This is a genomic window from Empedobacter sp. UBA6745 (assembly GCF_002453775.1).
Classification (GTDB): Bacteria; Bacteroidota; Bacteroidia; order Flavobacteriales; family Weeksellaceae; genus Empedobacter; species Empedobacter falsenii_C.
The window spans coordinates 111,094-130,570 of the sequence record NZ_DKHL01000007.1; the positions used below are offsets into that span (position 1 = coordinate 111,094).

General features: G+C 31.4%; 14 protein-coding genes. 9 read left to right on the forward strand and 5 right to left on the reverse strand.

Annotated features, from left to right (window positions below; translation table 11 throughout):
• Window positions 1-87: 87 nt before the first annotated feature.
• The 7 genes from B4H69_RS02960 (at window position 88) to B4H69_RS02990 (ending at window position 10,674) form a co-directional block, all read left to right on the forward strand.
• Window positions 88-480, forward strand: coding sequence for a hypothetical protein (locus B4H69_RS02960; RefSeq protein ID WP_038332747.1), 393 nt, complete (start codon window positions 88-90; stop codon window positions 478-480).
• A 12-nt stretch (window positions 481-492) separates the two neighbouring features.
• On the forward strand, window positions 493-1,197 hold the full coding sequence (locus tag B4H69_RS02965) for a PspA/IM30 family protein (RefSeq protein WP_280045197.1): 705 nt from the start codon (window positions 493-495) through the stop codon (window positions 1,195-1,197).
• 71 nt (window positions 1,198-1,268) lie between these two features.
• Window positions 1,269-1,463, forward strand: coding sequence for a DUF4177 domain-containing protein (locus B4H69_RS02970; protein WP_280045196.1), 195 nt, complete (start codon window positions 1,269-1,271; stop codon window positions 1,461-1,463).
• A gap of 19 nt (window positions 1,464-1,482) precedes the next feature.
• A complete protein-coding gene (locus tag B4H69_RS02975) occupies window positions 1,483-2,175 on the forward strand; it encodes an OB-fold-containig protein (RefSeq protein ID WP_280045195.1) in 693 nt (230 codons plus the stop codon).
• Between the two features lie 102 nt (window positions 2,176-2,277).
• The gene (locus B4H69_RS02980; RefSeq protein ID WP_280045194.1) at window positions 2,278-4,362 is read left to right on the forward strand and encodes a flotillin family protein; all 2,085 of its coding nucleotides are present in this window, start codon (window positions 2,278-2,280) and stop codon (window positions 4,360-4,362) included.
• Window positions 4,363-4,643: 281 nt separating this feature from the next.
• On the forward strand, window positions 4,644-9,479 hold the full coding sequence (locus B4H69_RS02985; RefSeq protein WP_291092662.1) for a DNA repair ATPase: 4,836 nt from the start codon (window positions 4,644-4,646) through the stop codon (window positions 9,477-9,479).
• A gap of 61 nt (window positions 9,480-9,540) precedes the next feature.
• A complete protein-coding gene (locus B4H69_RS02990; protein ID WP_180905240.1) occupies window positions 9,541-10,674 on the forward strand; it encodes a hypothetical protein in 1,134 nt (377 codons plus the stop codon).
• Window positions 10,675-10,703: 29 nt separating this feature from the next.
• Here the strand turns inward: B4H69_RS02990 and prfH are convergent, their stop codons facing one another.
• The 5 genes from prfH to B4H69_RS03015 form a co-directional block, all read right to left on the reverse strand.
• Window positions 10,704-11,339, reverse strand: a complete 636-nt coding sequence (gene prfH, locus B4H69_RS02995; protein ID WP_180905241.1) for a peptide chain release factor H — start codon at window positions 11,337-11,339, stop codon at window positions 10,704-10,706.
• A gap of 5 nt (window positions 11,340-11,344) precedes the next feature.
• Window positions 11,345-12,736, reverse strand: coding sequence for an RtcB family protein (locus B4H69_RS03000; protein ID WP_180905242.1), 1,392 nt, complete (start codon window positions 12,734-12,736; stop codon window positions 11,345-11,347).
• A gap of 2 nt (window positions 12,737-12,738) precedes the next feature.
• Window positions 12,739-13,500: a hypothetical protein gene (locus B4H69_RS03005; protein ID WP_180905243.1), complete on the reverse strand. Its 762-nt coding sequence runs from the start codon at window positions 13,498-13,500 to the stop codon at window positions 12,739-12,741.
• A 357-nt stretch (window positions 13,501-13,857) separates the two neighbouring features.
• A complete protein-coding gene (locus tag B4H69_RS03010; RefSeq protein ID WP_180905244.1) occupies window positions 13,858-16,338 on the reverse strand; it encodes a beta-mannosidase in 2,481 nt (826 codons plus the stop codon).
• Between the two features lie 246 nt (window positions 16,339-16,584).
• On the reverse strand, window positions 16,585-16,905 hold the full coding sequence (locus B4H69_RS03015; RefSeq protein ID WP_180905245.1) for a DUF4870 domain-containing protein: 321 nt from the start codon (window positions 16,903-16,905) through the stop codon (window positions 16,585-16,587).
• A gap of 237 nt (window positions 16,906-17,142) precedes the next feature.
• Between B4H69_RS03015 and B4H69_RS03020 the strand changes: the two genes are divergently transcribed.
• Complete coding sequence (locus B4H69_RS03020) at window positions 17,143-18,999, forward strand: helix-turn-helix transcriptional regulator (RefSeq protein WP_221414069.1); 1,857 nt, start codon at window positions 17,143-17,145, stop codon at window positions 18,997-18,999.
• 32 nt (window positions 19,000-19,031) lie between these two features.
• Complete coding sequence (locus B4H69_RS03025; RefSeq protein WP_180905246.1) at window positions 19,032-19,460, forward strand: hypothetical protein; 429 nt, start codon at window positions 19,032-19,034, stop codon at window positions 19,458-19,460.
• Window positions 19,461-19,477: the final 17 nt, after the last annotated feature.

Below are 19,477 nucleotides of genomic sequence, written 5' to 3' on the forward strand. Positions count from 1 at the left end.
AAATTTTAACATTTTTATTTGCTAATTATTTTAGCAAATTGTTTAATTTTATGGAAACAAATTACAAAAAACACTAATAACAACAAAATGAATTATTTTTCGAAGATTGAAAATTTTATTCAAAACATCAATTACACCATCAGTTACAAAGACGAAAAAGAAGGTGTTTTTATGATTGAAAATTTATTGGATGGTGTTCAAAATCTGATTGTAGGAATTGCACCACCTGTTATCATTTTTGAGTTGTATTTATTTACAATTACAAATGATAATCTGGAAATGCTAAAAGCGTTGTTGATGAAAAATCGCGATATCATTCATGGTGCTTTTGCAATAACAGAAGACGGAAACAAAGTTATTTATCGTTACACACTTCAAATTGCGAATCTTGATCAAAACGAATTTGAAGCAACGTTAAACTCTTTGAGCTTATTGATGAGCGAATATTCTGCTCAATTAATCGAATTTTCTAAACAATAAAACAATATCACTATGAATATTTTCAAACGTATTTTTAGAATTGGACAAGCGGAAATACATTCGGTTGTCGAAAAAATGGAAGACCCAATTAAAATGACTGAACAAGGAATTCGCGAAATGCGCGATGATCTTAATCAATCATTAGAAGCTTATGCAAAAGTAAAAGCAATGGCAATTCGTTCGCAAAATAGTGTAGACAAAAAGAAAGAAGAAGCGGCAGATTACGAGCGAAAAGCAATTCTTTTGTTAGAAAAAGCTGGACGAAGCGAAATTACAGTTGAACAAGCCGAAAGTTTAGCGAAAGAAGCTTTGGGCTTAAAGAACCAATTGTTAGAAGAAATTACTGAATTAGAAAATCAAGTAATTACTCATGAAAAATCTGCAAATGAAGTGCATAAAAATGTCGAAGTTCTAAAATTCAACATTAATAAATGGGAAAATGAATTGACAACGTTAAAAGCACGTGTAAAAGTTGCCGACGCCACAAAACAAGTGAACAAACAAATGGCAAAAATTGATGCGAATAGCACCATTAGTATGTTAGAACGCATGAAAGCCAAAGTAGAAGAAGACGAAGCGCTTGCGCAAGCTTACGGAAGTTTAGCGGATAATTCGAAAACGGCTGATGATGAAATTAATGAAACCTTGAAAGGAGATTTGATTCAAAATGAATTAGAAGCTTTAAAGCTAAAAATTCAGTCAAAAAATCAAGAATAAATCACGCTTTATAGTGAGTTTTATTTCTTTTAAATTATATACATTGACTCATTTTTAAAATTGAATTCTATATGCCAAAATTTGAATACAAAACAATAGAAATAATGCCTAACGCTGGCTTATTTTCTATCAAAATAGATAAAACTTTTTTGGATGATTTACTAAATAAATATGGAAATGAAGGTTGGGAATTAATCACTTCCACTCCACTTTCTATTAATAGCACAACGAAAATTATTTATTACACATTCAGAAGAGCTATTTAACACTAAAAATTAACACTAAATGAGCGAAATTTTAGACCTTCTTTTCAATCCATTGGCCAATGGAATCATGACCATTTTGATGGGATTTTCTCTTATCTATTGGGTGTTCCAATTGTTAGCTGGTGACGGAATTGACCTTGGAACTGATTCAGATTTTCATATCGGAGACATCAATGATGTTGATGCGCACCACGAAATTGACGCCGATCACGATACTGATGCAGACGTGCATCACGAACCAGGTTTTTGGGCAAAATGTTTAGAATTTATCAATGTTGGTAAAGTTCCCTTAATGGTAATTATTACCTTGTTCAAATTTATCAGTTGGGTGATTACCATTATTTCTTCGATTGTTTTTGGATTAAGCAAATTAGGATTGTATTCTGTTTTAATTTTAATTCCAGTTTTTATTATCGCTTATTTTATGATGCATTGGATTACAAAACCACTCGTAAGAGTTTATGCAGAATTAGGCTATCACGGAGAAGAAGAAACAGATTTCATCGGAAGAGTCGGAAAATCGAAGTCTAAAATCACAGGTGATAAAATAGGTTCTGCTGAATTTCAAATCGAAAAAGATATTATTACGCTTAACATCAAAAGTCAAAATGGCGAAGAAATTAATTTTGGAGACACCATTATTATCACTGACGAATCGCCTTCAAATCATTATTATTTCGTCATCAAACACATTACTTTAAACAATATTTAACCTAATTATGACACTAATATTTCAACTTACTTCGTTTATTATCGAAGAAATTTTAACCTTAATCATTCACTAAATCAATCAAAAACTAATAAAAACTATCTCATGACAAATTTTATTCTTTTAGCAGTTGGTGTTATCGTTTTCATCTTTATTGCATTTATCGTCGTTTTAAGCGTTTTCTATAAAAAAGTTCCGCAAGGAAAAGCCATCGTTCGTACTGGTGTTGGAGGTTCGCAAGTTGCTTTCAACAAAGGAATGTATGTAATTCCTGTTTTTCATAAAATGGAAATTATGGACATTTCGATCAAAAAAATTGACATTGCTCGTCAACAACATGATGGATTAATTTGTAAAGACAACATTCGTGCAGATATCAAAGTTGCATTTTTTGTTCGCGTTAATAAATCGGTGAATGATGTAATCAATGTTGCACAAAACTTAGGAACAGAACGAGCATCAGAACCAGAAACATTGAAAAGTATTTTCGAAGCTAAATTCTCAGAAGCTTTAAAAACAGTTGGTAAAAAATTCGACTTTATCGAATTATACGAAGCTCGACGTGAATTTAGAGATGAAATTTTAAATATCATCGGAACAGATTTGAATGGATATATTTTAGATGACTGTGCGATTGATTATTTAGAGCAAACTGAATTACAATTTTTAAGTCCAGACAATATTTTAGATTCTGAAGGAATCAAAAAAATCACTGAATTAACGGCTCAACAAAATATGAACGCCAATTTAATTCGTCGTGAAGAAGAAAAAGTTATCAAAAAACAAAACGTTGAAGCGCGCGAAGCTATCTTAGAATTAGAACGTCAATTAGCAGAAAAAGAAGAGCGTCAACGCCGAGAAATCGAAAATATAAAAGCACGCGAAGAAGCAGAAATTGCAAAAGTTCGTGAAGAAGAACGTCTAAAAGCTGAATCTGTTCGCATCACAACAGAAGAGCAATTGGCGGTACAAGAAGAAAATAAATTGCGTCAAATTATTATCGCAGAAAAAAATAAAGTTCGTACTGATGCCATCGAAACAGAGCGTGTAGAAAAAGATCGTGCATTAGAGCAAACAGAACGTGAACGAATTGTGACTTTAGCGCAGATTGATAAAGAAAGATCAATCGAAGTTGAGAAGAAAAATATCCAAGGCGTTATCAAAGAACGTGTTCTTTTAGAAAAAGGCGTGATCGAAGAGCAACAAGGCGTGAAAGACGTTGAAGTTTACCGTGAAGTTGAACGTCAGAAACAAGCCGGAATTATTGCTGCATCGCAAGAAGCGGAAGAGCGTTTAATCGAAACTGTAAAAGCTGCGGAAGCATCTAAAATTGCAGCAGAACAAGAAGCTGCTCGTCAAGTTATCGAAGCTGATGCTCAAAAACAAGTTGCAGAACGTAAAGCACAAGAGTTATTAATTGATGCGGAAGCGAAAAAAGAAGCATCTGCAAAAGAAGCGGAAGCGCGTAAAATTATTGCAGAAGCACAAGCGAAAGAAGAAGCTGCAATTGGTTTATCTGAAGCAGAAGTAATGGTTGCGAAAGCAGAAGCGGAAGAAAAACAAGGAACTGTAGAAGCGTCTGTTATCGAGAAAAAAGCGGAAGCGTTGCGTAAAGAAGGTTTAGCGCAAGCGGAAGTTGTACGTGAAAAAGCGTTGGCAGAAGCGAAAGGAATCGAGGAAAAAGCAGAAGCAATGAAGAAATTGGACGGTGTTGGAAAAGAGCACGAAGAGTTCAAACTTCAATTACAAAAAGAAAAAGACATCGAATTGGCTCAAATAAACATTCAAAAAGATATTGCTGGAGCGCAAGCTGAGGTGTTATCAACTGCATTAAAATCTGCAAAAATTGATATTGTTGGTGGAGAAACGATGTTCTTCGAAAATATTGTCAAACAAGTTTCGAATGCAAAAGGTTTCGATCATTTAATCGACAATTCTAAACATGCAACAGATATCAAAAATGCGTTGATTGACGAAGATGGTGGAAGCGATTTAGCTGGAAAAGTGAGAAGTCTTGCCGATAAATATGGTATTTCGTCAAACGACATCAAAAACTTAACAATTACTGCTGCATTAATTAAATTGCAGCAAGCTGCTTCGGCTTCTGGAAACAACGAAGACACAGGATTTATCAATTCTCTTTTCGGAATTGCGAATCAATTAGGTGTTTCAAATAAAAAAATAGGTTAATACAACCTATTGTACATTTTGAATTAAAATTCGTCAATTCGAGTGATTTTTAGAAATGAAATGAATAAAAATTGTATCGAGAATTAAGTCGAATTTTATCTTCCAAAACCTTATTCTCGATACAAAATTCTAAAAGAATTTCACTCGAATTGACGGTTTTATTGATAAAATCATCAAAATGTACAATGGTTTAATTTATTAAACAACAATAGAGTGATTGAAATTTTACCGTTTCAATCGCTCTTATCAACACGTTTAATCACCTTTTAGATTTTAATTTAATGCAAGAAGAAAAAAATATTAACGTTACCGAAACGCTTGATGCAGGCGCGTACGAAATCATCCGAAAAAGACTTCTTACACAAAAAGATTTTCTTTCGGAAAGATTAACGAAATTGAACGAAGCTCGTAAAGAGGTGTTCAATTCTACCAATTTTGCATTAAGCGCAAACCAAAGAATTACGACAGAAAACACTTGTATTTCACGTGGAATTATCGCGTTCGATAAATTATGTATTTTTGGGTACAACGTCCATTTCGGTTTACGCACAGACATTCAGTTGAGCGATGTTTTTAGTATTTATCTGTTTCAAGAAAATCAATTTATTCCTCAACCTCTCGACTTAATAAACGATCAGAATTTCTTTACAGATTTTCAGAATTTGTATAAATATTACCGCGATTCTATCTTTTCTAAATTTCGTAGAACAGATAATTATTTATACATGGTTTTCCAAACCAGCAAAAGCGCACAAGATTTAAAAGCGTTTAAATGGTTAATCAAAGACGGAAAATTAATTTATCAAGATGATCGCAGCATTCACGAAGTAAAAAAAGCGGATCAATTTGATTTCGAATGGCAAAAAACGTCAATTGATGATCGTCGATTAGGGAAATTTCCACATATTTCTATTTTAGATAAAATTTTTATCGAAGCGATTGGTGGCGATATTACATTCAAAATTGAAGATAATACAGATTCTGGAAAAGGAATTTTCACTGAAAAAGTTACGCATTTAGATCAACAATTAGACGATGCTGAATATTATTACGCCGATTTAGGAAATCTGATTGCGGTTAAAATCAAACCGTTTCAAGAAGATTTTAGAGCGTATATTTACAATGTTCGCACCAAGGAAGTCATCAATATTCCTGCGCTTTTGGACGCGGCTGTTTTGTTGCCAGACAATCAAGGTTTGATTTTTTCGAATGGCTATTATTTACAAAACGGAACCTATCATATTTTCGAAAATAAGTTAGATAATTTTCAATTTTTCCGTCGTATAAATTCTCCAAACGGAGAAGACTTTATGTATATTTTCAATCAAGATGAAACCAATACATACATTCTTTTATCGTACAATATCATTCAACAAAATGTCGAAACACCTATTGTTTGCAATGGTTTCACAATTTTTAAAGACGGTAGTTTAATCTATTTCCGTACCGAAGAAGAAGCAACGCGACATCATCAAGTTCAAATTTGGGAAACGCCTTATGTCGAGCGTTTGGTGGAAAATCAAGAAAAAACAAATCATCCATTATACAAAATTGGAAACAAAGACATTGTAAAAGCAATGGCTGAATCTCAAGAAGTTATCCAATTAATCAACAAAGAAGATTCGTACGAAGGTCTGTATGAGGACATTGTAAAAAAAGCGAATAATATTGTTGATGGATATTTTTGGATCAATGACAAAGATACCTTTGAGCTTGCGATTCCTTTGTTAGAAATCAAAACGGTTGCCAATACAGCGATTGATGAATTTGAAAAAGTCCAAGTTCAGAAAAAATTTGCGCAAGAAACGTTAGAAAAAACGGAAGAATCGATTGAAGAAATCGTTTTCAAAGTAAATAGTACAACGTACAATCAATTGGATTTATTGGTTGAACATTTGGCTGAAGCGCGTAAAATTCAAGGAAAAGTTATTGATTTACGTTCGATTCGCTATATCAATTTAGAGCGCGTTCAAGAATTAGAAAATCAATTGCAAGAAGTAAACGAAAATTTATCAACCAAAACAATTGAGTTTCTTTTATTGGATGAAGCGCTGATTCCGTACGAAGAAAAAGTTGCGGAACAGAAAAATTTAGTGGCTTCTATTGAGAAAGTTGTTGATGCGAAAATAATCGAAGAAGCGTGTCTTAAAATTGCTTCCGAATTAGAATTATTGATTGATATTCTGAATAGTTTAAAAATTGAAGATGCCACGCAAACGACAAAAATTATTGAGAAAATTTCTGTCATTTTTGCTTCGCTTAACGAAGTTCGTGCACAATTAACACGTCAAACTTTTGCGTTAAAAAGTAAAGAAGCTGTTGCCGAATTTTCTGCTCAAATTACGTTGTTAGAACAAAGTGTGGTCAACTTTTTAGAGTTATCAACAACTGCCGAAAAAACGGAAGAATACAATACAAAAATCATTGTTCAGCTCGAAGAATTAGAAAGTAAATTCTCTGATTTTGATGATTTCGCTTTAAAAATTGCAGATAAACGCGACGAAATTATCAAAGCGTTCAATTCGAAGCGCGAACAATTGGTTGAACAAACCAACAAACGCACCAATTCTTTAGAGCAAATTGGTTTGCGAGTCTTGAAAAATATCGAAAATAAATCCAAAACTTTTTTAGAAAAAGAAGAAATTTTAGCGTTTTATTCTTCGGATTTGATGATTGATAAAATGCGTCAAATCATTCAAGAATTAAAGGATTTGAAAGATGTTTCGAAAGCCGAAAATCTTGAAAATCTCTTGAAAAAATCTCAAGAAGATACGCTTCGTGTTTTACGTGATAAAACTGAACTTTTTGTTGATGGACAAAATATTATTGCGCTCGGACAAAATAAATTTACGGTCAATACGCAGCAATTAGCGCTGACTTTGCTGAATCGTAACAACGAATTATTTTATCATTTAACAGGAACAAGTTTCTATCAAAAAGTTAAAAACGAAGAAATTTATCGTTACCAAGATATTTGGAATCAAGAATTTGTTTCGGAAAATCAATTGGTTTATCGCGCTGAATATTTGGCTTATCAAGCTTTTTTAGCGAGAAATGAAAAAGATTTCGATGCTGAAAAATTCATCAATCAAATCATTGAACAAAATTATTCGGAAGGTTATATAAAAGGCGTTCACAATTTTGATGCGTTGCGAATTTTCACTGAATTAGTAAATATTAATTCGAAATTGGATGTCTTACAATTTGATGCTCAAACACGCACAACTGCTCAAGTTTTTTGGCATTCATTAGAAAAGAATTTACAAGAAAAATTGAACGCGATGATTAATTCAGCTCAATTAATTTTGAAAAATTTTCCGAATTCAAATCGTTTTGAAAATATTCTAAATGAAATCAAATCGCTTTTTGAAAATTGGGAAACCGAATGGGATAAATCGCAAACATCATCAGAAAAAGTTTCTCACTATTTGTTTACAACTTTCACGAAATATCAAGCTTTTTCGATGAGTAGAGAAGCTGAAAAATTTCAAAAAGAGTTTGTAAATTATTTAGAAAAAAATAAAAATTCGGAAGATTTTAATGCATTGATTACAGATCAACAATTTTCTTCAACCGAAAAATTTTACTTGATCGAAAACTGGATTCATTCTTTTATTGATGAAAACGAAAATTATTCGTCATATAGAAATGTGGTGAATGAAGTGGCGGCAATGCTTTTATTTTCGAAAGATCTATATTATATAAATGATGGAAATTCTGTCATCAAAATTGAAGATTTGAAAGGAAATCATGTGGTAATTGTTGAAGGAATTTATACTCAAAATTATCATGAAATCATTTCGAAATTAGAGCATTTTTCAACTGTTGATGTTCCAAATTTTAAATCATTCCAAAAGCTAAAAGAAGAAATTTCTAAATCGTATGAAAAAGATTTAAAAATCGCAGAATTTGAACCAAAAGTTTTGACATCATTTGTTCGAAATAAATTAATCAACGAAGTTTATTTTCCTTTAATCGGAAATAATTTAGCCAAACAATTGGGAACAGCAGGCGAAAACAAGCGCACCGCACGTATGGGAATGTTGTTGTTAATTTCGCCTCCAGGTTATGGAAAAACGACGTTGATGGAATATTTAGCCAAAACAATGGGCTTGCATTTTGTGAAAGTGAATGGACCTACAATTGGACATAACATTACGTCAATCGATCCAATCGAAGCCAAAACTTCTGGAGAAAGAGAAGAATTGAAAAAGATCAATCTTTCGTTTGAAATGGCGGATAATGTAATGTTGTACTTGGACGATATTCAGCATTTGAGTGCAGAATTTTTGCAGAAATTTATTTCATTAGCCGATGGACAGCGAAAAATTGATGGAATTTTCGAAGGAGAAAGTAAAACCTACGATTTACGTGGAAAACGTTTTTGTATTGTAATGGCTGGAAATCCATATACGGAAAGCGGTTCTAAATTTCAGATTCCAGATATGTTAGCCAATCGTGCCGATGTATATAATTTGGGTGATGTAATTGGTGATACGGAAACTTTGTTCAATTTAAGTTTGATTGAAAATGCGACAGGCGATAATCCTTATTTGGATAAAATTGCTTCAAAAAGTTTAACCGATTTTTACAAGTTAGCAAATTTTGTAACCGAAAATCAAGAACAACTTCCAAATTTGGAAGGCAATTATTTGAAACAAGAAATTGACGATTTTATTGCTGTTTTGAAACATGTGATTAAGATTAGAAATATAGTCGTAAAAGTCAATCAAAATTATATTGCAAGCGCAGCAATGCAAGATGATTACAGAACTGAACCGCCTTTCAAGATGCAAGGTTCGTACAGAAATATGTCAAAATTAGTTTCGAAAATTGTTCCGATGATGAACGAAAAAGAAATTAATGAAACGATTTTGGCGCATTACGAAAGTGAATCTCAAACGTTGACAACAGATGCAGAATCGAATCTTTTGCGCTTAAAAGAAATTGCAGGTTTGATGACTTCCGAGGAAAAAGAACGTTGGGAAACGATAAAAGCAACGTTTGTCAAAAACAATAAACATGGCGGCTTGAATAAAGACGATAAAGTTTTTTCTCAACTGCTCGAATTCAATGAAAATTTGGAAGGAATTATCAAAGCAATCTTGAAAAAGTAATATTAAAACTGCTCAAAATGAGCAGTTTTTTTTACATTTAACCTCAACCAAAACATTTACTATGAAAAAAATAACCTTTCTTTTTGTACTATTTAGTTCAATTTTTTCCTATTCTCAAGACACGATTTTCATTAATCATAGAGGCGATACAATTTCAGGTAAAGACTTAAGTAAATTAGAAAAAAAGCGAACAACAAAAAAAATAGTTCAAAACAATCAACTAAAATCCGTTATCTATTCTAATTTTTTAATTAAAGAAAAACCTCAAGCTTCTTACACTGGGATTTTTCAAAATGGAAAACCTTATGATGGATATTTCATCAATAAGATTATTCTGAACGAAATTCCTTTAGTTGATTTTTACGAAAAAGGCGAACTAAAATATCAGTATTCTTTTGATTTTTTGAAGCAATTAGATAATTATCAATTTTATGAATATGATCAAAAAAGTGTCTACAAAAATGGCAAAATTGTAGACGGTTTTGAGTTTTTCGATAGCGAAGAAGGTTTTTTAATTCGAATTGGATATAAAAATGAAAAGGCAAATTACCTTGAAATGAATCTTTTCGCAATGCACGCTTTTAACCGATTATCATTTGATTATAATGGAAAAGAAATCGTGGTGAAAGATTTTGAGAAGCAAACTTCAATCAAATTAACAGAAAAAAATAATGGCATTTTTGCAGAAGTTTTTGATGAAAACGGAAAATTGATTGTCAATAATCAACAAAAAGAAGTACAAAAAAGTTCACCTAATTCTACTACAATTTTTAAAATAGAAAATAATCAACTGAAAGAAGAGAACATATCTCCAGAGAGTTTAAACCCTTTAATCGAAAAAGTTTATAAAGAAATCAACCCATTAATTGTGTTGATTTATTCTGCTGTTGCATGTAATCGAACGATGAAAATAGATGATTTGTTTAATCAATTTGCAGAAATTTTTAAATCAAATAATATTCAAAAATTATTTTCTCAAGAATCATTTATAGAAGGTCCAAATAAAGTGCTTTCAAGTTTGAGTTATAATAAAAATGGAAATCCTGATTGGGGAATTAAAATTTCTGAAACAGAAAAAAAGTATTTGGTTGAATTTTATAAAGAAGGAAAAGTGACTTTTACTAAAAAAGTAAATTCTATCGACGAAGTTCAAGAAACGATTAATTCTCTTTTAGTAAAACCTGAAGAAGAATAAACAAAGCCGCTCATTGAGCGGCTTTATTATTAATTAAATTTATCTCCTCTGAATATTTTCACAGGATTTCCTCTTGCAATAGACGTTTGATTGTTCCATTTTTCTTGAACCAAGTCCTTCAATTTATTGGTTTCAAATTCTTGTAATTTCAATAACAAACGTGTTGTTGCAATTTTTTTGTTCTGATGTTGCGAACGCGAATCCATCGAAACAACAGAAATTCCACTTGGTTGATGCGTTGCACGAACAGCCGAATTTACTTTGTTTACATTTTGTCCACCATTTCCAGAACTTCGCATTGTTTGGTAAACAATTTCATTTGGATTAATTGAATTTTCTTTCGGAATTTCTAATTCAAAACAACCAATAAACCAGTTTTTTCGTTGATGAAATTTTCGATACGGACTTTTACCAATCCATAAAATTGTTCCAATCCATAAAATTGTTCCAATCCAAGGTATCAAAAATGTGTTTAAATCATTCCCTTCAAGTTCTATAATCACAGATGAAAGTTGATTAAAATCTTTATCAATTTCTCTTTCGATTACGTCAAACTTAATATCGGATTTTGTGCACGCTTCCGAAAACTTTTTAAAAACATTAGTTACCACAAAATTGCATTCTGCAGGTCCTCTACCCGATGTAAGTTGAATAATTTTTTTCATCATCATTATTTATCCATTCGTACAATTTTCGGCGTAAAAGTTCCCAACACTTTCACTAATTCGGTTTGTAAATTCATCACCGTTTTGATGTTTTTATACGCAAATGGCGCTTCATCAACACTTCCTCCTATCAGCTCAATTTCTGCATCTTTCAATTGTGCATTCATAAAGCTTTTGGTAATCGTTGATTTACATTTTGCACGTGACATTTTTCGTCCCGCACCATGCGAAGCCGAATTAATACTCGATTCATTTCCCAATCCTTCGACAATATAACCGTTCGCGGTCATCGAACCTGGGATAATTCCTAAAACTCCTTCTCCAGCTGGCGTTGCACCTTTGCGATGAACAATTCGTTCCGTTCCATCAACCATTTCCTTCCACGCAAAATTGTGATGATTTTCGATGTTAAAAACGATACGTTTTCCTATAGCTTTCGCAATTCTTCGGTGAATATCGTCGTGACAAGCCTTTGCATAATCTCCTGCCAAATTCATCGCAGCCCAATACTCTTGTCCATCGTGCGTACCCAAATCCAACCAAGCCAAATGCTGAACTTGTTTCGGAAGCGGACATTGTTTCGCCGCCAAATATGTGTAATATTTTGCAATATTTGCACCCAAACCACGCGAACCACTATGCGATAAAACAGCCAAATATTCACCTGGAATCAAGTTCCATTCTGGTTTTACCTCGTCTAATTTTACAATCCCAAACTCAACAAAATGATTCCCTCCGCCCGAAGTTCCCAATTGTTGATAAGCTTTTGTTTTCAAACTTTTCAAGATTGGAATTTCATCAAAAATAGAACGTTCAAAAATTTCGTGATCAGCTTTTAATTTATGCGTTTCATACATTCCGAATTTGGTATGATCTTGCAAAATCTGAATCAATTGATGCGATTTTCCTTTCAAAAAACTGGCTGGTAAATCGTAAACCGAAAGACTCATTCTACAACCAATATCCACACCAACTCCATACGGAATCACCGCATTATCCGTCGCCAAAACGCCACCAATCGGCAATCCATAACCTGAATGTGCATCTGGCATCAAAGCGCCTTTTACCGAAATCGGCAATTTCAACGCGTCATACAATTGAAATTTTGCTTGTTCATCAATTTCATTTTCACCAAAAATCGAAAAAGGCGAACGCGTCGTTTTCAATTCTTGTAATCTAACCTCAACTGGTTTTATCAATCCTTCCGCAACTTTTCCCCAAATTCCGTGACCAATGTACTTTTCTGGTTCGAGTAAAACTTCTTTTGCTTCGTTGAGAATCGTTTGTTTCTTTTCTTTTTTTCTGTATCGATGAATTTGCCCAATTGCAATATTGATCGAATTATTTTTTGGAAAGCCTAATTTTATGAAGTCCTTTCCAGAGATTTTATTTCCCATGATTAATGTCTTTTAGATAGCTGATGTTCTTGTTCTATCAGCATTTCAGCGATTTCTGTCGCCGAATTTTTGTTGTTAAAAAATTTCCTTTTGGTAAAAGGGTTTTTAAATTTTGATTTTCGTTCATACGAATAACCCCCTCCAACTATTTTTTTCAAGAGGATTCCTTGATTTTTATACTTATCAAAAAAGTGATCGATTTGTGCTTCTTCGCGCTTCAAATCAATATCAAGTGGTTTGTAATGCGTAATCATGTTTGGTTTGATGATTAATCGAAAACGCCACGGTTGTAGAAATTCATAAATTCCTTTGAAACGTTTTGTTTTTGGATCATACACCTGAATACACGCAAAATATCGACGTTCTTCATCATTCAAAATTGAATGCGAACCTGAATATTCGTAAGGTTGTAATTGTTTCAATTCTTGAATTCTCGGAACATAAATTCGTTTTCCGTTTCGTTTTCGTTTTTTTACAAACTTTCGTGTTTCTGCATATTGAGAGGTATTAATTTTCTTCAGAATTTGAGTAAAAAACTTAATGTCATTTTCCTTTTTAATATCTTCTCTCAATACAAAATAACGTTCGAAACCTTTTTGATACGGCTCTTTTAAAGGAACAAGCGGAATAGCTTTTTGCTCTTTAAAGATTTCTTTTCGACGTTTATATTTATCTCTTACATTTTTTTCTTTTGCTGTTTTTACACTTCTTTTCCTTGCTCTTTTTGTTCGCAAACGAGTAGAAAAGAAAATTGAATCTTCCATAACATGGATTATTTGATTGCAAATAATTGTTTTGAAATAATTAGCGCTAATTATTTCTTCTTCGGAAGTTTTTAGAAGTTATTCTGAATCTAGAATAGAATAATAAAAGAAAAAGCCCGAAGAATCCTCCGGGCTTTTGATATAATAAGTAAATTATTTACGATTTATAAGCACGAAGAATGCTCATTGCAAAATCTGTTGCAATAGCTGAAAACTGATATGTCGTTTCTTTGAACATTTTATTTCTTCGTTATTAAATTGTTATACGTTATGATTTTTATCAGTGCAAATTTAAGTCAATAAAATTCACATTTCCAAATCGTTTGTGAAATTTCACTAAAAATAGGGATAAAAATATTATTGATTTTCAGCATTCATAGTGTCATACAACGAATAAATTTTTAGATTTTGAATTGATTTTTCTCCTGTTATAATACGAGTTTCATTTGGTATTAAATCAAAAAAATTATCATCAAATTGATTGTTTTCGTCCAATAAATAAACATCTTTTGCCAAAACATTTGTCGAAATTTCGAATTGATTATGATTAATCTTTTTAATTTTAATTGTTGGTTTTGTTAAAGCTAAATCTTTCGGTTTTTCGAAGAAATAATTTCTCGAATATTTTTCTCCATTTGATTCAAATTCAATTCGAATAAAAGCTTTAATTGAAGAAGTTCCTTTTAAAATTTCATTAGTTAATTCCGATATTTTAGTAGAAGAATTAGACGAAATCGTTACATCTTTATCATTAGTCCAATGTTGGTTTCCATTAAAATCAATTACAGAAAACTTTGCTTTTCCTTTCAAATCTTTCAATAAATCATTTACGATATAAATTTTGTACACTTTTTCTTCTTTCTCAACTGAAATCAATACTTTTTCGAAACTTCTTTTCACTTGATAATGTAATGCTTTCCAATTTCCTAATTTATCCAAAGACGCCCACGAAGTCACAGGCCAAACGTCATTCAATTGCCAATATAAACTTCCCATATTGTACGGTTTTGCGCGTCGATGTGCCTCAATCGCAATCTGAATTCCGCGCGCTTGCAACAATTGCGAAACGTAGTTATACTGCACAAAATCGGTCGGAACAATATAATCGCGTTGCATATATTCGTTGATTGTTTCCCAACCTTTTGGATGTTTTTGATGCGCTAAAATTGTTGTAGAATTCCTACTCAATGTGTCTTGTTCAGAAAACATAGATATTACGGTTTCTAATGTTGGCATTCCTTGAAAACCATATTCAGAAGCGAATCGTGGAACTTTTTTCTCATACATTTCAAATGGTTCCATTCCCCACCAAACGCCCCAATAATGTGAATCTCCTTGTGTTAAACTTTCTTTTTTTCCCCAACCAATCGAAGGTGAAGACGGCCAATAACGGTTCTCTGATTTTGGTAAAATAGAATCCAAAACATTCGGAATAATATGATGAAAAGTCGTTTGATAATCGTTCCAAATACTCAACGAATCTTGTTTCGACCAGCCCATTTGTTTCTGATATCCCCAATTGTGCCACGCCTCATCAATTTCATTATTTCCACACCAAAGCGCGATAGAAGTATGATTTTTTAGTCGATTCACTTGATCAATTGTTTCTTGTTTTACATTGTTAAGAAAATCTTGATCACCAGGATAAAAAGCACAAGCGTACATAAAATCTTGCCAAACCAATAAACCTTTTTCGTCGCATAATTCATAAAAATAATCATCCTCATAAATTCCTCCGCCCCAAATACGAATCATATTCATATTAGCTTCAACCGAACTATTTATCAGCTTTTCGTAATCATTTTTTGAAACTCGTGAAACAAAATTATCTTGCGGAATATAATTTGCACCTTTCATATAGGTCGGAATTCCATTTATTTTAAAATAAAAACTCGATTCAGCTTTATCTTTTTCTTGAACCAATTCTATCGTACGTAAACCAAATTTCAAATGCTTAGAAACCTGTTCATTTCCTTGTTTAATTTTAAACTGATAATCGTACAAATACTGTTCGCCCATTCCATTTGGCCACCATAATTTTGGATTTTGAATTATTTCATCAATCGAAAAATGATTAATTCCTTTGATTAATTTTTGAGTAATTTTTTTCTGATTAAAAATAATTTCTATAGCTGTGCTTTGCTCTGATTGAATGATGAATTTAAAATTCACTTTCGCTTGTTTTTTTTCTAATTTGACAATTTCATGAGACAACTCATTTAGCTTAAAATTACTCCAAGAAATAAGTTCAATTGGTTTATAAACTCCAGCTGTCACCAATCTTGGTCCCCAATCCCAACCATACTGATATTGCGCTTTTCGAGTAAAAACACGCTCGCCTTCTGGTAATTTATATGGAAGTAAATTTGCTAAACGTTTTCCTTCATTTGACGACGATTTGAATTGTATTTCGAGTAGATTATTTTTATCTTTCAAAAAATCTTTGACCGAAACTTCCCAAATTCGAAACATATTATTCGCATCCAGGATCAAATTTCCGTTCAGAAAAACTTTTGCATAGGTATCCAATCCATTAAATTTTAACTGAATATTTTGTGCTTTTCGTTCAGCATCAGTCAAATCAAAAGAAGTTTTGTAGTTCCAATCTTCGTTTTCTACCCATTGCACTTTTACATCATTAACGTCTTTGTAAGGATTTGGAATGATATTATTTAACATCAAATCAGTATGAACAGAGCCAGGAACCTCAGCTTTCAACCATTTTGAATCTCCTTTTTGTTGAAAAGTCCAATTTTCTGAATTCAAATTTCGAGTCGTTTGAGCAGAAAGTTGAATAAATGTAAAAAAAGTAATAACAAAAAATAGTAATCTCCTCATTTTATGCTGATTTTCATAAAGATAAAAATAGCTTAATAATTCATAAAAAAACAAAAGAGATTGTTTTTAATAATCTCTTTTGTTGAATACATAATATAAACTTCGTTAATTATGGGAATAACGAATATGCTAAACTTAGGTTGATCCGGTTATATTTTAATTTTTCAAAGAATAGGGATTCAGAAAAAGATTCTTAAAATCCCTAAACTATTTATAAAAAATAACCTTTTAAAATAATTTGATGTTCTACCCAATAAATGCAAATTTATCTTCGAATATAGAACCTATGATTGGTAAAGGTTTTTTAACACCATTTGCAGCATTGATAATCCCGATTATCATTAAAATTAAAGAAGCAAATCCTAAAATTCCGATAAAAGGAATATTAACTGCATACATAATAATGTTCAAAAGTATTCCCCAAATAAATGAGAAAATTACTAATCCTAAAGCTTGTTTCAAATGAAATTTTAATAAATCATCTGCTTTATCTTTTCCTATAACGAAAGCTATAATCCAGCCAATAATAGTAATGTACGATACGATTGATAATGTTTTGTTATCCATAGTTATAATTTTGTTGGTTATGTTTTGATTTATTTTCTGATACAAATTTGTTCGAAATCAAAATCAAAAAAAAGTTTAGACTTACTACTTTATTACTACAGTCATAAATATCAATGACTACAGATTAACTACAGATTTAAACAACAGTCTAATTGTCAATATTATACATTTTTATAATTCAGGAAATTTTATAGAAGAATTCTTTTATTTCAAACAAAATTTCCCGATTTTTGAAATATGAAAACTCTACCCACCTACCTATATACTATTTTTTTCGTCTTTTATTCTACGATTTTATTTGCTCAGAATAAATACACTGATAGTTTAAAATCAGAATTAAAAAAATCGACTATTTCTGTAAAATCTAAATTTGATTTACTAAATAAATTAGCAGAATTCAGTAGAACTTCCGATCAATATAAGCAAGCTGACTACTATATAAATGAGCAAATAAAACTAAGTAAAAAAGAAAATAATCAGCTCGAATTAGTGAAAGCTTATGTGCAAAGAGGTGTTTCGTACGAAAATCGACAATTGTTTGAGAATGTGCAGAAATCATTGGATACAATTCAAAATATCACCAAAGATTCAAATGAATTTCTCCCAAAAGCTTATCTAAAATATCTATTAGCCTATCATTATATAAATCTTGGAGAATTTGAGAAAAGTCAAAAAATGGTTTTACAATTTATTGCTCAACTCGAAAAAACGCCTGATGAATATATTCTAAAATCTAAAGCAAATTATCTCCTATATGCGGTTCATGCGACTTGGAATGATGCGAAAAATTCTATTCTATATGCTGAAAAATCGTTGAAATTTGCCGAATTATCATCCGACAAAAATCTTCTTGTCCCTGCTTATGCAAATCTTGGTGTGGCACAATCGTTAAAATATATGGAATCTAAAAATTCTAAGGATTTAGATGAGTTAATAAAAACTAGTAAAAAGGCGGTGCAGATTAGTGAACAATATCAAAATCAAGTTACAAACTACAACTATGCTATTGCTTTACTAAATTTAGCTGATTATCAACGTAATTATACCAAATTAACGGTTAATGATAAAAATGAAATCAAGCAAAATAGTTTCAAAATTATAGAATTATGTAAAACGATTCCGAATTCACAAGAAATTTCTGCTGGCGCATTGGGATTATTGAGTGGTTTGGCAAAAGATGAAAATCAGATAGAACTTGCCGAAAAATATTTGCTAGAAGCTAATATTATTTTGCACACACAAAAAATCAAGAATTTTTATGCGCTTGTTGCAAATTCAACTGAATTAGCCAATTTGTATCAACAAAAAGGAGAATTTCAAAAAGCGTTTGAATTTCAGAAAAAAGCAACTGATTATTCAACAGATTTATACAATCAAGATCAAGCAGAAACTTCAAAAAAATTGGAAGCTCAATTTCAATCAGAACGAAAAGAAGAAGAATTAACCAATTTGGAAGCAAAAAACAAAAGTCTGCAAAAAGAAAGAATTTTATACATCTGTCTTGCTTTTATAGGAATTATTGGTGCGTTTTTTATGTTTCGTTCTTATCATTTCAAACTGCGTTATTCAGTTGGTCGAGAAAATCAACTTAATTCAGAAAAACAAGAAGCACATCTAAAATTACAATTGCAAGAAGAAGAACAAGCCCGAATTTTGGCGGAACAAGAGTTATTAACATTACAACAGCAGAAATTGCAAGACGAAGTTTTGGCTAGTCAACTACATTTGGAACATAAAAATCAAGTTTTAAAAAATCTGAAAGATAAGATTGGGAATGAATCTTCTATCAATTTAAAACAAGTTATGCGAGAAGAAAATTTATTAGATAATGATTTTGAAAGTGCTAAATTTAGAATTCAAGAATTACATCCAAACTTTTTCAAAACGCTAAACGAACATTCTAAGCAAAAACTAACACCTCTAGATTTGAAATATTGTTCGTATATCTATCTTGGTTTAGACACCAAACAAATTGCAACTATTCTTAATATTGAACCAAAAAGTGTACGAATGACAAAGTATCGTTTGAAGCAAAAATTTGGTCTAGTAAAAGAAGATGAATTGTATACTTTTTTCCATCAGATAATTGCTTAAAACAATTATTGTTTTATTACTTTTATAAAAAAATGAAAAAAAATTTATTATTTATTCTACTTACAACAATTTCAACTTTTTGTTTTGGTCAAGAATCTGTTAAATATCCAATATTTCCAGGTTGTAATAAATATAAAACAAATGAAGAATTGAGCAAATGCTTTTCTGAAAAATTATGGTATGAATTGAATGACCAAACCCAAGATTCTAGTGAGGATTTTTTCAAAGAAAATAAATCTGTACATGAGTTAACTTTATATTTTACAGTTAAAAAAGATGGAAAAGTAACAAATTATAGCTTTTCAAAAGATAGTGACGCATTGATTTCAACAACTTATCTTAAACGAATTTCGAAAGTTTTTAAATACTACGAACAAAAAGGTAAAAAAATAATTCCAGCTTCTGAGAATAATAAATATAAAGATTTTACAATCACGTTTAAGGTTAAATATAAAGGTTAAAACTTATTTACAGAGAG

Excerpts from the sequence above, each read along its gene's own strand:
- B4H69_RS02960 (WP_038332747.1), top strand. The coding sequence starts at position 88 with ATGAATTATTTTTCGAAGATTGAAAATTTTATTCAAAACATCAATTAC.
- B4H69_RS02965 (WP_280045197.1), top strand. The coding sequence starts at position 493 with ATGAATATTTTCAAACGTATTTTTAGAATTGGACAAGCGGAAATACAT.
- B4H69_RS02970 (WP_280045196.1), top strand. The coding sequence starts at position 1,269 with ATGCCAAAATTTGAATACAAAACAATAGAAATAATGCCTAACGCTGGC.
- B4H69_RS02975 (WP_280045195.1), top strand. The coding sequence starts at position 1,483 with ATGAGCGAAATTTTAGACCTTCTTTTCAATCCATTGGCCAATGGAATC.
- B4H69_RS02980 (WP_280045194.1), top strand. The coding sequence starts at position 2,278 with ATGACAAATTTTATTCTTTTAGCAGTTGGTGTTATCGTTTTCATCTTT.
- B4H69_RS02985 (WP_291092662.1), top strand. The coding sequence starts at position 4,644 with ATGCAAGAAGAAAAAAATATTAACGTTACCGAAACGCTTGATGCAGGC.
- B4H69_RS02990 (WP_180905240.1), top strand. The coding sequence starts at position 9,541 with ATGAAAAAAATAACCTTTCTTTTTGTACTATTTAGTTCAATTTTTTCC.
- prfH (WP_180905241.1), bottom strand. The coding sequence starts at position 11,339 with ATGAAAAAAATTATTCAACTTACATCGGGTAGAGGACCTGCAGAATGC.
- B4H69_RS03000 (WP_180905242.1), bottom strand. The coding sequence starts at position 12,736 with ATGGGAAATAAAATCTCTGGAAAGGACTTCATAAAATTAGGCTTTCCA.
- B4H69_RS03005 (WP_180905243.1), bottom strand. The coding sequence starts at position 13,500 with ATGGAAGATTCAATTTTCTTTTCTACTCGTTTGCGAACAAAAAGAGCA.
- B4H69_RS03010 (WP_180905244.1), bottom strand. The coding sequence starts at position 16,338 with ATGAGGAGATTACTATTTTTTGTTATTACTTTTTTTACATTTATTCAA.
- B4H69_RS03015 (WP_180905245.1), bottom strand. The coding sequence starts at position 16,905 with ATGGATAACAAAACATTATCAATCGTATCGTACATTACTATTATTGGC.
- B4H69_RS03020 (WP_221414069.1), top strand. The coding sequence starts at position 17,143 with ATGAAAACTCTACCCACCTACCTATATACTATTTTTTTCGTCTTTTAT.
- B4H69_RS03025 (WP_180905246.1), top strand. The coding sequence starts at position 19,032 with ATGAAAAAAAATTTATTATTTATTCTACTTACAACAATTTCAACTTTT.